This window comes from Pandoraea eparura, from assembly GCF_902459725.1.
In the GTDB taxonomy this organism is placed as follows: Bacteria; Pseudomonadota; Gammaproteobacteria; order Burkholderiales; family Burkholderiaceae; genus Pandoraea; species Pandoraea eparura.
Genome location: NZ_CABPSH010000007.1, coordinates 179789 through 193756 on the forward strand (window position 1 = coordinate 179789; position 13968 = coordinate 193756).

Sequence of the window (13968 nt, forward strand, 5' to 3'; positions counted from 1 at the left end):
GGAGCGCGTTTTGTGAGGCCGGGACACGGTGAGCTTGACACTTCGGCAAGCCGAGCTAGCCTTAATGACATCGAGCAAGAAAGACGGCTGGGGCGAAAATGAGACAAGGAGGTCGCCATGACGAGCCATCCCGCGTTTCCCGCCACGCCCGTGAAGCGCGAACACTGATCGGTCACGCCAATCATGGCTGTTCCCATCATCCTGATCGTCATCGTCGCCGCCGCGCTCGCCTTCCACTTCTGGAGCCCGTGGTGGCAGACGCCGCTGGCGTCTAACTGGCGCCAGATGGACGACACCCTCACGATCACGCTGGTCATCACCGGCGTGGCCTTTGTCGCCGTCAATCTCTTCGTTGCCTGGGCGATCTACCGTTACCGCCACCGCGACGGGCATCGCGCTGATTACGAACCGCATAACCGGCGTCTCGAAGCCTGGCTCATCGGTATCACGACCATTGGCATAGCCGCCATGCTCGCGCCGGGCCTGTTCGTCTATGCCAAGCTAATCAATCCCCCCGCCAATGCCCATGTCGTCGAAGTCGTCGGCCAGCAGTGGCAATGGCGTTTCCGCCTGCCAGGCCCGGACGGACGGCTGGGCAGTTCCGACCCGAGCTATGTCACCGCCGACAACCCGCTCGGCCTGAATCCGAAGGATCCCGCGAACCAGGACAACCGTATCGTCGATGCCCCCGAACTGCATCTGCTCGTGGGCCAGCCGGCGAAATTGCTGCTGCGCGCAAAAGACGTCCTTCATGACTTCTACGTCCCGCCGTTCCGCACGCGCATGAACATGGTGCCGGGCATGGTCACCCAGATGTGGCTCACCCCCACGCGGACCGGGCGCTTCGACATCCTCTGTGCGCAACTTTGTGGCGTCGGCCATGCCAACATGCGCGGCGTCGTTGTCGTCGACGACAAGCCGGCCTACGACGCCTGGGTCGCCACACTCCCCACCTTTGCTGCACTGCAAGCACAACATGCGGGGGCAGCCACGTCCGACCCACTTGCCGCCAAAGGCAAATTGCTGGCGCAAGCGAAGGGCTGTGCCGCGTGCCATACGGTAGACGGCTCACCCGGCGTCGGGCCGACCTGGAAAGGACTGTACGGCACGACGCAGACGTTTCAGGATGGCAGCTCGGCGCACGTTGACGACGCCTACCTGGCGACCTTTATCCGCAATCCGACTGCACGCGTGCCCAAGGGCTTCGCGCCAATCATGCCCAAGCTCGATCTCACGGACGACGAGCTAAAGGCGCTCATCGCGTACATTCGGACGCAGGGTACCGCGCAACCTCCTGAGGCCGCCCATTCACCGCCGGCAACACCTGTGCCTGCCGCTGTCGCGCCCGCGCCTCTCCAACCGGTAGCTTTGGGCGCGGCGGCCCAGTCGGCTCCTGCGCAGCCCGCCGTGCAACTTGCTCAAAACCCACTGCTTACACCGCGTCCGCCCGCGCAGTACGCGCCGCTGACGCCATCCGGTCCGTCAAGCCCGGACTCGCAGCCGCCGTCTCAGCCGGCACGCCGGTCGGGGCAAGCGCCGGGACTACCGTTGCAGACCGACCCGAATACGACGGCGCCGCCGCTTGCCATCCCGCCAGCACAGCCCGTCAATCCGCCGTCGGGCCCCGCGCAGCCGCGCGTGCCGATGATTCGCCCCGTGCCTTAACTCGGCCTCGCACTTTGTAGACACATCCTCGCAGACGCATCACTACAGAAACATCGGAAGAAGCACCGCAAAGTCAGCGCCACGAAGCAAGGCTGCACAACACGAGATAGCACAACACTAAACAACACAAATCAGCGCAAAACCCTCAGGGAGACAAGTCATGACCGGCGACTCCGACAGTTCCGACAGTGCAGCCCACGCCGGTGGGTACCACGGCGCCCCGCACAGCTTCTGGACGAAGTACGTCTGGAGTCAGGACCACAAGGTCATTGCGGTGCAATACGCATGCACGGCCATTGCGGTCGGCCTCGTCGGGCTCGTCCTCTCGAACCTCATGCGCATGCAACTGGGCTTCCCGGGCAAGTTCTCCTTCATCGACGCCAACCACTACTACCAGTACGTCACCATGCACGGCATGATCATGGTGATCTACCTGCTCACGGCGCTCTTCCTCGGTGGCTTCGGCAACTACCTCATCCCGCTGATGGTCGGGGCGCGCGACATGGTCTTCCCGTTCCTGAACATGCTCAGTTACTGGGTCTACCTGCTCGCTGTCATCGTGCTGATGGTGAGCTTCTTCGTGCCCGGCGGCCCGACCGGCGCCGGCTGGACACTCTACCCCCCGCAAGCGATTCTCCCCGGCACGCCCGGCACCGAGTGGGGCATCGTGCTGATGCTCGTCTCGCTGGCCATCTTCATCGTCGCCGCCACGATGGGCGGCCTCAATTACGTCACCACCGTGCTGCAAGCCCGCGCCGAAGGCATGACGTTGCTGCGCATGCCGCTCACGGTCTGGGGCATCGTGATGGCCACGGTGCTCGCGCTGCTGGCCTTCCCGGCACTGTTCGTCTCCGCCGTCATGATGCTGCTCGACAAGACCCTGCACACGAGCTTCTTCATGCCGGCCGTCGTGTCGATGGGCCAACCGCTCGACTATCGCGGCGGCAGCCCGCTCCTGTTTCAGCACCTGTTCTGGTTCTTCGGTCACCCCGAGGTGTACATCGTCGCGCTGCCCGCATTCGGCATCGTCTCCGATCTCATCAGCGTGCACGCGCGCAAGAACATCTTCGGCTACCGCATGATGGTCTGGGCAATCCTCGCCATCGGCGTGCTCTCGGTCGTCGTCTGGGCGCACCACATGTTCATCAGCGGCATGAATCCGTACTTCGGATTCTTCTTCGCCACGACCACCCTCATCATCGCCATCCCCACCGCGATCAAGGTCTACAACTGGGTGCTCACGCTGTGGCGCGGCGACATCCATCTGACCGTGCCGATGCTGTTCGCCATCGGCTTCATCAGCACCTTCGTGATCGGCGGCCTCACCGGACTCTTCCTCGGCAACGTCAGCGTCGACATGCCATTGTCGAACACCTACTTCGTGGTCGCACACTTCCACATGGTGATGGGTGTGTCGCCGCTGCTCGTGATTTTCGGCGGCATCTACCACTGGTATCCGCTCATCACCGGCAGACGGATGAACGACCGCCTCGGCCAATGGCATTTCTGGATCACGTTCCTCGGCACCTACGCGATCTTCTTCCCGATGCACTACCTCGGCATACTCGGCATGCCGCGCCGCTACTACGAGTTCAAGGACTACAGTTTCATCCCCGAGTCGGCACACACGATGAACGCCTACATCTCGGTGGCGGCGTTCGTCGTCGCCGCCGGGCAATTGCTGTTCCTGTTCAACCTCGCCTGGAGCCTGCGGCACGGCAAGCCGGCCGGCGCAAATCCGTGGCGTGCGGCGTCGCTCGAATGGCAGACGCCCGACGTGCCACCCGTACACGGCAACTGGGGCCCGACGCCGCCCGTGGTCTATCGCTGGCCTTACGAATACAGCGTGCCGGGCGACATCGACGACGTCGTCCCGCAGAATCTCGCCCCCGATCCACGACGTCCTGCCACGCTCGTGCACGGCGACTCGGCGGCGCTGCATCGTCGCGACACGCCACCACCATCACCGCCCAAGTCGCCCAAATCACCCAAGGGAGCCGCACCATGAAGCCCGCGCCGTCCTGGCCGTCCCTGCCACCCGGGGGCGCGCCCATCGCTCAACCGCCGCGTCGCGCGGCGTCGCAGGTCGCGCTCTGGTGGCTCATGGGCGTGATCGGCATGCTGTTCGCGCTCATGCTCGCGGCGTATGTGATGCGCATGAGTCTCGGCGACTGGCGTCCATTGCCGTCGATCAACGCGCTGTGGATCAACACAGGGGTGCTGGCCGCCGCATGCCTGGTGATGCAGTCGTCGGCCTGGCAAGCGCGACACGGTGAGTTGCGCCGCTCACGCCGCGACTGGGCGCTGGCGGGCGGGCTCGCACTCGCGTTCGTCATCGGGCAGCTTTGGGTGTGGCATGACCTGACGCTGCGTCACTTCGGTGTGGCCGGCAATCCTGCCAACAGCTTCTTCTTCCTGCTCACCGGGTTGCATGCGCTACATCTGCTCGGGGGCGGAGTGGCGTGGGCGTGTCTCGCGTCGCATCGGCTCACGCATGCCGCGCGCGCACGACGCCTGTCTTTGACCGCGCAGTACTGGCACTTTCTGTTTCTGCTATGGATCGTGCTGTTCGCGGCCATCGTCAATCTCACGCCGGAGATCGTGCAGCGACTGTGCGGCACTGCCGCCGTCGGGCCATAACGCGTCGAGGAGCGACATCGTGAATCCGTCTTCGCCTGCCCCATCCCCGTCGACCGAACTGCCCGCCGGTTGGCGCGGCGTCGTCACCGATTGGTCGGGAGATCGCGCCGCGTTCCACGTGCCGTGGGGCAAGGCGATGATGTGGATCTTCCTGCTCTCGGACACGTTCGTGTTCAGCAGCTTTCTCATCGGTTACATGACGGTGCGCATCTCGACGACCGCCCCCTGGCCAAACCCGGCGGAGATCTTCGCGCTCAATGTGAACGGCCATCCGGTGCCGCTGCTGCTCATCGCCATCATGACGTTCACGCTCATCACCAGCAGCGGCACCATGGCGATGGCGGTGAACTACGCCTACCGGCGCGATCGCGACAAGACGGCCGCCTGCATTCTCGCTACGGCCTATTTCGGCATGGCATTCGTCGGCATGCAGGCGTTCGAGTGGACCAACCTGATCGTGCACGAAGGCATCCGGCCGTGGGGCAATGCGATGGGCGCGGCGCAGTTCGGTGCGTGCTTCTTCATGATCACGGGCTTTCACGGGCTGCACGTGAGTGCGGGCGTCATCTATCTGCTCACGGTAATGCGCAAGGTGCTCAACGGTACGCTCGAACGACGCGGCAACTACCAGCTCGTCGAGATCGCAGGCCTTTACTGGCACTTCGTCGATCTCGTCTGGGTGTTCATCTTTGCGCTGTTCTATCTTTGGTAGGAGGAGCGATGGAATCCTCTGCGACATCCGCACAGCAAGCGTCTGGCGCCAGCGGCGAGCACTCGGGCCAACAGCATTCGGTCAGCCTCTATCTCAAGGTGTGGGGGCTTCTGTTCGTGCTCTCGACGTTCTCATATCTCGTTGATTACGCCGATCTGCACGGCTACCTGCGCTGGGGGTTGATCCTCGCGCTGATGGTGGCCAAGGCCGGCCTGATTGTCGCCGTGTTCATGCACATGCGCTGGGAGCGGCTCGCGCTCGTCTACGCGATCCTGATTCCGCCGCTCGCGTTGCTGGTGCTGATGGTCCTGATGGCCGCGGAAGCGGACTACACGTTCCTCACGCGGCTGGCGCATTTCCGGTAGCGCGCCGATACCACGGCGCGGTGCCTCACAACAATTCCACCAGCCGCCGGTCGCTCTTGCGGCAGTACTCGGTGCACGCGGTGCGCGCGGCCGTGGCCGCCCCATGCACGAAGAGCGGGGCGTCGGCGCGTCGTGACATCGACACCACGATGGACGGCGGCGCCGGCTGCAACGGTAACTCCGCGACTTCACCGCTCGCGATCAGATCGTCGACGAACAGCCGCGGAATCGCCGCGACACCAAAGCCGTCTCTCACCAACTGCACGATCACGGCAATCGACGGCGACCCGGTGATGCGGGTCTCCGAGAGCGGCACGCCGTGCACGCCCGCCAGTTTCGCCACGATGTCCTCCAGCGCCCGGTGCGGCGCCGTGCCGCGCCCGTAGGTCAGGATCGGATGCTGCAGCACCTGCTTCGCGAGCCCGCTGCGCGTGTTCGGGAACATGCCCGTGCGCGCGATCCAGTGCACCGGATAGTTGGCGAGCGCATCGCACACCACGCTGCTGTCGTCGCTGCCCTCCACGCGGATGATGAGATCGAGTTCGTCCGCGATCAGGCGCCGCTGCAACTGTACCGAGACGTCGACCGTCAACTCGACTTCCAGCGAGGGATAGTCGGCCGCCAAGCGGCGCAGATAGTGCGGCAGCCAGCTATGCACCACGGTCTCGATCACGCCGAGACGCAACCGTCCGCGCAAGGTGCTTTCGCCCGATGCCGCTGTCTGTAGACGTCGTGCCGCCTCCACCACTGCCTTGGCATAGCCCAGCAGGTATTCGCCGTTGGGCGTGAGACGAAATTCGCGGCTGTCGCGATCGACCAGCACTGTCTTCAACTCCTCCTCGAGCGCCTTGAGCCGCTGGGAGATCGCCGCCGGCGTGGCGTGCAGCGCCGCGGCCGTTGCACGGAAGTTGCGCAGCTTGGCCAGCGTGACGAACGTTTCGAGAAATCGCGTGTTCATGGGACTCGTGGGCCGGGAGCGTGCCCAAAATTTGATCTCGGATCGAGGAAGAAAAAAGCAACGAACCTCGGGAAAACCCGTGACGTTGTTAAGAAATTCTATACGGTAGCGCGTAGAAAAACTCGTTAGCGACAATTTTTTTTTCTTTCTATGCTTCAGCCATCCGATGCCACCGTTGCATCCCCCCCAATGCAGGAGCTGTCATGAACCATCCCGCCGTGCTCGACGACCTCGCCTCGCAACGCGACGCCATCACGCCCTTCGCATTCCGTCAGGCAGTGCGCAGCGGTCAGTTCCGGAAGCCGACCGCCGGTTATTGCGGCGACTTCGCGCAGGCCAACCTCGCCATCCTGCCGGCAGCCCACGCGCACGATTTCCTGCGCTTCTGCCAAAGCAATCCGAAGGCCTGCCCGTTGCTGGGCGTGGGCGAGCCGGGGCAATGGCACGTGCCGGCGCTGGGCCGCGAGGTGGATATCCGTACCGACGTGCCGGGTTACAACGTCTACCGCGACGGCAAACTCGCCGAACAGGTCGACCACCTCGCCGAGGTCTGGCAGGACGACTTCGTCGTCTTCGCCATCGGCTGCTCGTTCTCGTTCGAAGGCATGCTGGCGCAGGCGGGCATTGGACTGCGTCACGTGGAAGAGGGCCGCAACGTGCCGATGTATCGAACGAACATCGCCAATCAGCGCGCCGGAAAGTTCGGTGGCGAGCTGGTCGTGTCGATGCGTCCGATGAAGGGGGCCGACGCCATTCGCGCTGTGCAGATCACGAGCCGGTTCCCCGGCGTACACGGCGCGCCGATCCATATCGGTGACCCGGCGGCGCTCGGCATCGCGGATTTGTCCAAGCCGACGTTTGGCGACGCTGTCACCATCCGCGACGGCGAGCTGCCCGTCTACTGGGCCTGTGGTGTGACGCCGCAGACCGCAATCATGGAGGCCAGTCTGCCGATCGCCATCGCGCACCGGCCGGGCTACATGCTGATGACGGATATCCCGAACGCGTCGCTCGCCGTTTTCTGATCGCGCGCGACGTGCAATGCAAGGCACCGGGGCATCGCAGCAATACCGAAAACATCGACGCACGACCTGAAGCACCCGGCAAATTTCACCCAGGCAACCAGCATCACCCAAGCATCACCCGAGCACCAAGTACGACAGAAACACCGCGCCATGACGGGAGGCGGCAGGGGAACGTTCGCCTGCCGGTGACCGCACACGCCCATCGGAGAGCGCGGCCCGAGGGCACATCACACGGCAAGTCACGACATCACCGGAGCCTTTTTTCTCATGGAAAGCAAATCCCCTCTCGCCCCCCCGGCGGCAGCAGTTCCCGCCGACACGTCCGGCACGTCTGACCAGGGCGGCAGCCTGTTCGGCTGGTATGGCGACGCCACCTCGCGCCAAAAGCGCGCCTTCTGGAGCTGCAAGGTCGGCTACATGCTCGACGGCATGGACACCCAGATGCTGAGCTTCGTCATTCCGACGCTGGTCGCGACGTGGGGCATCAGCCTTGCCGACGCCGGCTTCATCGGCACGCTGACGTTGCTCGCGTCGGCGCTCGGCGGCTGGGCGGCCGGCATTCTGTCGGATCGCATCGGCCGTGTACGCACGCTGCAACTCACCGTGTTGTGGTTCGCTGTCTTCACCGGGCTGTGCGGACTCGCGCAGAACTACCATCAACTGCTCGCCGCGCGCGCGCTCATGGGCTTCGGCTTCGGCGGCGAATGGACGGCAGGCGCCGTGCTCATCGGTGAAGTGATGCGCGCGCGCGACCGCGGCAAGGCCGTGGGCCTCGTGCAGTCCGGCTGGGCCATCGGCTGGGGCCTGACGGCCATTCTCTACTCGGTGCTGTTCTCGCTGTTCCCCGCCGACATGGCCTGGCGCGGACTGTTCCTGATCGGCCTGTTGCCCGCGCTGCTCGTGCTCTTCATCCGCCGCTACGTGCAGGAGCCGGAGGTCTATCAGAAGGAGAAGGCCAAGCAGACGTCGGACGACGCCCCCGGCCTGGCCGCCATCTTCAGCCCGGCTTTGCTCTCGACGACGATCCGCGCCGCGCTGCTGACCACCGGCGCACAAGGTGGCTACTACGCCATCACGACGTGGCTGCCCACGTACCTGAAGACGGAGCGCCATCTCACGGTGATGGGCACCGGCGGCTACCTCGCGATGATCATCTTCGGCTCGTGGGTCGGCTATCTGGCCAGTTCGTATCTGACGGACCGCCTCGGACGCAAGCCGAACTTCATCCTGTTCGCCGTGGGCTCGATGGTGATCGCGTTCTCGTACACGTCGCTGCCGCTGACCGATAGCGCCATGTTCTGGCTCGGCTTCCCGCTCGGATTCTTCGCATCGGGCATCTTCAGTGGCATGGGCGCGTTCCTGACTGAACTGTTCCCGACCCGCGTGCGCGGTTCCGGTCAGGGCTTCTGCTACAACGTTGGCCGTGCCGTGGGCGCCCTGTTCCCGTTCCTGATCGGCATGCTCTCGAAGCAGTATGGCCTGGGCACGACCATCGGCATCTTCGCCGGCGTGGCTTACGGCGTGCTGATCCTCGCGGCGCTCACGCTTCCCGAGACGCGTGGCCGGGATCTCGATTCGCTCGAGGCGCACACGCAGTGATACGCGACACCCTGTGCCAATGAAATACCGCGGCAGCCGTCGCTGCCGCGTCCGATGACTTCTCATTAATTCTCCCGGTAACGAGATTTGCGAGTGTGTGGCACGGCGGACGACATCGTCCGCGCCACACGCCGGGACACGCGCGCCCTGCGCCAACACAGCATGACGACGGTGCCCCGCGCCGTCACCCCGCCGATTCACGTTTGACCATTGCTTTGCGAGTGACCCCATGACGAACGCCCTCACGCCCTCCGCCCAAAACCGCGCCCCTGCGCACCAGACCGCTTCACGCTGGCAGTTCTGGATTGACCGCGGCGGTACCTTCACCGACATCGTGGCCCGGCGCCCGGACGGCACGCTCGTCACGCACAAGCTGCTCTCCGAGAACCCCGAGCAGTATCGCGACGCCGCTGTGGCCGGCATCCGTCACCTGCTGGACCTCGCGCCGGGCGAGCCGATCACGCCCGAGCGGGTCGAGATGGTGAAGATGGGCACCACCGTGGCCACCAACGCGCTGCTCGAACGCAAGGGCGAGCCGCTCGCGCTCGTGACGACGCAAGGGTTTCGCGACGCGCTGCGCATCGCCTATCAGAACCGCCCGCGCCTGTTCGATCTCGATATCGCGTTGCCGGAAGCGCTCTATGCGGAGGTCGTCGAAATCGACGAGCGCGTCGGCGCGCACGGCGACGTCGTGCGCGAACTCGACCTCGAGGCGACGCGCCGCGCGCTCGAAGCGGTCTACGCCAAGGGGATCCGCGCGCTCGCCATCGTGTTGATGCACGGCTACCGCTATCAGGCGCACGAAAAGGCGCTCGCGGCAATGGCGCGCGAACTGGGCTTCTCGCAGGTGTCCGTGTCGCACGAAGTCTCGCCGCTCATGAAGCTGGTGTCGCGCGGCGACACGACCGTCGTCGACGCGTACCTGTCACCGATCCTGCGACGCTACGTCGAGCAAGTCGCGCAGGAAATGCCGGGCGTCAATCTGCAATTCATGCAGAGCAGCGGCGGCCTTACGCGCGCCGACAACTTCCAGGGCAAGGACGCCATTCTGTCCGGCCCGGCGGGCGGCATCGTCGGGATGGTGCGCGCGTCGAGCGCGGCCGGCTTCGACCGGGTGATCGGCTTCGACATGGGGGGCACCTCGACCGACGTCTCGCATTACCACGGCGAGTTCGAGCGTGTCTTCGAGACGCAAGTCGCCGGTGTGCGCATGCGCGCGCCCATGATGAGCATCCACACGGTGGCCGCCGGCGGCGGGTCGGTGCTGTCGTTCGACGGCACGCGTCTGCGCGTGGGACCCGATTCGGCCGGCGCCAATCCGGGCCCGGCGGCGTATCGACGCGGCGGCCCGCTCACGGTGACCGACTGCAACGTCATGCTCGGCAAGATCCAGCCCGCGCATTTCCCGAAGGTGTTCGGACCGAACGCCAACGAAGCGCTCGACCGCGATGTCGTGGTCGCGAAGTTCACCGCATTGGCCGCGGAGATCGAACAGGCGACCGGCCGCCGTCAGACGCCCGAAGCGCTCGCCGAAGGCTTCCTCGAAATCGCGATCGGCAGCATGGCCAACGCCATTAAGAAGATCTCGGTGCAGCGCGGTCACGACGTGAGCCGCTATGTGCTGACGACGTTCGGCGGGGCGGGCGGTCAGCACGCCTGCGGCGTTGCCGATGCGCTCGGCATGACGAAGGTCTTCGCGCACCCGCTCGCCGGCGTGCTCTCGGCCTACGGCATGGGCCTCGCGGATCAGACGGCGATGCGCGAGCGCATGATCGAAGCGCCGCTCTCGGACGACGGTCTGCCCGCACTGGAGGAAGCGCTCGGTGCCCTCGCCGATGACGCCGTGAATGTCCTGCTCTCCCAAGGGGTGCCGCCGTCGCGCATCGAGACGGTGCGTCGTGTTCACGTGCGTTACGCGGGCACCGATTCGGCACTGGCGGTACCGTTCGGAAACGTCGGACAAATGCGCGCTGCTTTCGAAGCCGCCTATCGTCAGCGGTATTCGTTCCTGATGGATGGCGCGGCGCTGATCGTCGAGGTGGCATCGGTCGAAGCCATCGGCCGCTCGGACGCCCCTGTCGACATCGCGCCGCTCGATGCCCGCACGTCGGGCGCCCCGCAGGCGGCCGATCACGTGAACCTCTACGCCGGCGGCATGTGGCACGAGGCGGCGCTGTTTGCCCGCGATACGCTGCTCGCGGGTGACACCATCGACGGGCCCGCGATCATTGCGGAGAAGAGCGGCACGACGGTGGTCGAGCCCGGCTGGCAGGCGCAGATGAGCGCGCAGGGCAACGTCGTGCTGGCGCGCGTGGTGCCGCGCGCCGCGCAACGCGACACCGGCGACCGGGGCACGCAAGCCGATCCGGTGCGTCTCGAGATCTTCAACAATCTCTTCATGTCGATTGCCGAGCAGATGGGGTTGCGTCTGCAGAACACGGCGTATTCGGTGAACATCAAGGAGCGCCTGGATTTCTCGTGCGCACTGTTCGACCGCGATGGCAACCTCATCGCCAACGCACCGCACATGCCGGTGCACCTGGGCTCGATGGGCGAGAGCATCAAGACGGTGATTGAGCGCAATCGCGGCAAGATGCGCGAGGGCGACGTCTTCATGCTCAACGATCCGTATCACGGCGGGACACACTTGCCTGACGTCACGGTGATCACGCCGGTGTTCGTGGGCGCGGAAGGTGCCGCGAGCGCCGAGCCGCTCTTCTATGTCGGCTCGCGCGGCCATCACGCGGATATCGGCGGGATCACGCCGGGATCGATGCCGCCCGATTCGACGCACGTCGAAGAGGAGGGGGTGCTCATCGACAACTGGCAACTGGTCGCGGCGGGCGAGCTGCGCGATCGCGAGACACGCGCGCTGCTCGCCGGTGCGCGCTACCCGGCGCGCAACATCGACCAGAACATGGCCGACCTGCGCGCGCAGGTGGCGGCGAACCAGAAGGGGGTCGATGAACTGCGTCGCATGGTGAGCGAGTTCGGACGCGATGTCGTGCTCGCCTATATGGGGCACGTGCAGGACAACGCCGAAGCCGCCGTGCGCCGCGTGATCGGCGCGTTGGCCGACGGGCACTATCGCTATGCACTGGATAACGGTGCAGTGATCGAGGTGGCGATTCGCGTCGATCACGCCACGCAAGGCGCGACCATCGACTTCACCGGAACGTCGGCGCAGTTGCCGAACAACTTCAATGCGCCGCGGGCCGTGTGCATGGCCGCCGTGCTGTACGTCTTCCGCACGTTGGTCGACGACGACATACCGCTCAACGCGGGCTGCCTGAAGCCGCTGACGGTGATCGTGCCGCAGGGCTCGATGCTCAACCCCGTGTACCCGGCGGCGGTGGTGTCGGGCAATGTGGAGACGTCGTCGGCCATCACCAACGCGCTTTACGGTGCGCTTGGGCGCGTGGCATCGAGCCAGGGCACGATGAACAACTTCACGTTCGGCAACGAGACGTATCAGTACTACGAGACCATCGCGGGCGGCAGCGGCGCGGGCGAGGGCTTCCACGGGGCCGACGCGGTGCAGACGCACATGACGAACTCACGTCTGACGGATCCTGAAGTGCTGGAGTGGCGCTATCCGGTGCGCCTGGAGAGCCATCGCATTCGCGTCGGCTCGGGCGGCACGGGGCGTTGGCATGGCGGTAACGGCGCGGTGCGACGTATTCGCTTCCTTACGCCGATGACAGCATCGATTCTCTCCAATAACCGTGTGTATGCGCCGTTTGGGGCGCAGGGCGGGGCGGTGGGCGCGCTGGGTGCGAACTACGTCGAGCGCGTAGATGGTACGCGCGAGACACTGGCGCACATCGGCCGCACGCAGATGCAGCCGGGTGACATCTTCGTGGTCGAGACGCCGGGAGGGGGCGGATTCGGTGTTGCGTGAGTGATTTGTAACGGGTAACGACGCCGCGCAGATGGGAAATTGCTGAAGCGCGGCGTGATACCGGAAGGGAATGCTGCCTTTGCAAAGGCGAGCATCGAGCGCCTTCGTACGATGCGTTATGTCTTCAACGACTGACCGCAACATACGGAGGCGTTTCCATGTCTGACCCGTTGCAACGTTCCACCCTCACCCCTGCGGTGTCCGCCGAGCCGGCGCAAGACGCGGCGGACGATCTGCTTGTTCAGTACGAACGCGCATGCGCCGACATGCAGATGGCCGGGCGAAAGCTGCACCGGCAGATGCAGGACTACCATGCGGTGCTCGACGAGATCGGGCGTCTCGAAGCGGCCGGTACGCCCGACGCCCGCGAGAAGCTCAAGCGACTCGAAGCGCTCGTTACGAGCGAAGCCTTCCAGCGTAACGAGCGTGAAATCCGTCGCATGACGGCAGCCCTTGCGCACAGCATCGAGCGCATGCGCGACGATGCGCCCGTACCGCTCGCGCCAGTGTCGGCCGCCCCTGCGAAGCGTGCGCCGTCCGTGCGCCGCGTCTGCGCCTGAGACGGGGTTCGAGATGATCGATCGAATCTCCGGCACTGCATCGCGCCCATACGCCGATATCACGTCAACGCGTGGCGCGACGCCCACCGATTCCCCCAACCCGCTGCTCTCGACGATGGCCGCCGCCAGCGATCGACTGTCTGCCTTGCAATCGATGGCCGACGCCTGGCTCCTGTCGGCACAGACGCGTGTCGACGTTGCTCGCGAGGCGCGCGATTTCGCGACGCTGGTGGGCAACATGGCACAGCAAGCGTCCTCCGGCAAGACACTTGAGCGCTTGCCGTCGACGCTGCGAGACTTTGCGATTCGACACGAACTGGTGTCGCCGCAAGCCGCCGACGCGCCGTTCGATGCGGCGAGTCTGCAAACGTTGGAATCGCAGCTTCAGTCACTGGCCATGATTGACAGTGCGTCGAGTACAAGCGAGCAGATTCAGCTCAAACGTTTCGTCACCAGCTACGACAACACGCTCACGCTATACAACGCGGTGATCGCCAAGCTTGGCGAGGTCACGAAACGCATCGTGAACAGCATCTAACCCGT

The 13968-nt window shown here is 65.0% G+C and carries 10 protein-coding genes and 1 pseudogene; 10 read left to right on the forward strand and 1 reads right to left on the reverse strand.

Going from position 1 to position 13968, the window contains the following annotated elements:
* Positions 1 to 183: 183 nt before the first annotated feature.
* The 5 genes and pseudogenes from PEP31012_RS15595 to PEP31012_RS15615 form a co-directional block, all read left to right on the forward strand.
* A pseudogene (locus tag PEP31012_RS15595) lies at positions 184 to 1305 on the forward strand (cytochrome c oxidase subunit II); the annotation flags it as partial.
* A gap of 520 nt (positions 1306 to 1825) precedes the next feature.
* On the forward strand, positions 1826 to 3673 hold the full coding sequence (gene ctaD, locus PEP31012_RS15600) for a cytochrome c oxidase subunit I (protein ID WP_150590243.1): 1848 nt from the start codon (positions 1826 to 1828) through the stop codon (positions 3671 to 3673).
* Positions 3670 to 4305 (forward strand): cytochrome c oxidase subunit 3, encoded by a 636-nt coding sequence (locus PEP31012_RS15605; RefSeq protein ID WP_150590244.1) that lies wholly within the window; start codon positions 3670 to 3672, stop codon positions 4303 to 4305. Before ctaD ends, PEP31012_RS15605 begins: the two co-directional genes overlap by 4 nt.
* A gap of 19 nt (positions 4306 to 4324) precedes the next feature.
* Entirely contained in the window at positions 4325 to 5017 is a 693-nt protein-coding gene (locus PEP31012_RS15610) for a heme-copper oxidase subunit III family protein (RefSeq protein ID WP_150590245.1), read from the forward strand.
* An 8-nt stretch (positions 5018 to 5025) separates the two neighbouring features.
* Positions 5026 to 5382 (forward strand): cytochrome C oxidase subunit IV family protein, encoded by a 357-nt coding sequence (locus PEP31012_RS15615; protein WP_150590246.1) that lies wholly within the window; start codon positions 5026 to 5028, stop codon positions 5380 to 5382.
* Between the two features lie 25 nt (positions 5383 to 5407).
* Here PEP31012_RS15615 and PEP31012_RS15620 read toward each other — a convergent pair whose 3' ends face one another.
* A complete protein-coding gene (locus PEP31012_RS15620) occupies positions 5408 to 6340 on the reverse strand; it encodes a LysR family transcriptional regulator (RefSeq protein WP_150590247.1) in 933 nt (310 codons plus the stop codon).
* Between the two features lie 251 nt (positions 6341 to 6591).
* Between PEP31012_RS15620 and PEP31012_RS15625 the strand changes: the two genes are divergently transcribed.
* The 5 genes from PEP31012_RS15625 to PEP31012_RS15645 all read left to right on the forward strand — a co-directional run bounded on the left by PEP31012_RS15625 (position 6592) and on the right by PEP31012_RS15645 (position 13963).
* Positions 6592 to 7365 carry a putative hydro-lyase gene (locus PEP31012_RS15625; RefSeq protein WP_150590274.1) on the forward strand — a complete coding sequence of 258 codons (774 nt, stop codon included), beginning with the start codon at positions 6592 to 6594 and terminating at the stop codon, positions 7363 to 7365.
* A 267-nt stretch (positions 7366 to 7632) separates the two neighbouring features.
* The gene (locus PEP31012_RS15630) at positions 7633 to 8964 is read left to right on the forward strand and encodes an MFS transporter (protein WP_150590248.1); all 1332 of its coding nucleotides are present in this window, start codon (positions 7633 to 7635) and stop codon (positions 8962 to 8964) included.
* 229 nt (positions 8965 to 9193) lie between these two features.
* Positions 9194 to 12865 carry a hydantoinase B/oxoprolinase family protein gene (locus PEP31012_RS15635; protein ID WP_150590249.1) on the forward strand — a complete coding sequence of 1224 codons (3672 nt, stop codon included), beginning with the start codon at positions 9194 to 9196 and terminating at the stop codon, positions 12863 to 12865.
* Positions 12866 to 13023: 158 nt separating this feature from the next.
* The gene (locus PEP31012_RS15640) at positions 13024 to 13425 is read left to right on the forward strand and encodes a hypothetical protein (protein WP_150590250.1); all 402 of its coding nucleotides are present in this window, start codon (positions 13024 to 13026) and stop codon (positions 13423 to 13425) included.
* Positions 13426 to 13438: 13 nt separating this feature from the next.
* Positions 13439 to 13963, forward strand: a complete 525-nt coding sequence (locus PEP31012_RS15645; protein WP_150590251.1) for a hypothetical protein — start codon at positions 13439 to 13441, stop codon at positions 13961 to 13963.
* Positions 13964 to 13968 lie beyond the last annotated feature (5 nt).